An 808-nucleotide genomic window follows, 5' to 3' on the forward strand; every position below is an offset into this window, starting at 1 on the left:
TCTCCGGTGAGGGCGTTTTGATGCGAAATGCGGATATTGCATGCTCCGCCCGGCTGCGTTCGCTTGAAGAAGAGACAAAGCCGAGTCTCGAATCCGCATCGAGGCTGCGTATGACGAAATTCTCGGCCACGCTCAGCACGCCGAACATCGAGGCTCTGTGGCGGTCGCTTGGAAGCAGCCTTATGCCCGCCCTTTTTGCCGCGCGAACGCTGTTCATGTCGAGCCGGGAATCCTTGACCGTGACGGTTCCGCTTTTGATTTTCTCAAGGCCGGCCAGCGAGCGCAGGAATTCTTTCTGTCCGTTGTCGCTGACCCCCGCCAAGCCGATGATCTCGCCACGCCTTACGGCCAGGTTGACATTGGAAAAATGAGCGCTGCTCAGCCCTTCGACCCGCAGCACGACAGGGGCGGTTTCGCCACCCTCCAGTTTTGATGGAAACTCGCGCTCGAGCTTTCCGCCGACGATGAGTTCGACGACCTGCTGCTCGGTCACGCTTTCCGTCGCATAGGTCCCTTGACCCTTGCCGTCGCGAAGGACCGTAATCCGCTGTGCGATGGCCCCAACCTCGTGCAGCCGATGCGAGATATAGACCACCGCGGTTCCGGTCGCCGCGATTTCCCGCACGCGCTTGAAAAGACGCTCGACGTCGTCGCCGTGCAGATGTTCGGTCGGCTCGTCAAGGATGAGTATCTTGGGTTTGGCGGCAAACGCCCGGCAAATCTCCACGATGAAACGCTGCTCGGGATTGAGCGTTGCCACCGGGCGGTCCGAGGAAATGGCGACATCCTGCGACCAAAGTCGCAGGAT

Annotated in this window: 1 protein-coding gene; it reads right to left on the bottom strand. The window is 60.1% G+C overall.

The window, feature by feature from the left end; all coding sequences use genetic code 11:
- A partial coding sequence (locus tag EOA60_RS35375; protein ID WP_164899893.1) for an ATP-binding cassette domain-containing protein occupies window positions 1-760 on the bottom strand: 760 nt, incomplete at its 3' end.
- Window positions 761-808: the final 48 nt, after the last annotated feature.

This window comes from Mesorhizobium sp. M1A.F.Ca.IN.020.06.1.1, assembly GCF_004023265.1.
Classification (GTDB): Bacteria; Pseudomonadota; Alphaproteobacteria; order Rhizobiales; family Rhizobiaceae; genus Mesorhizobium.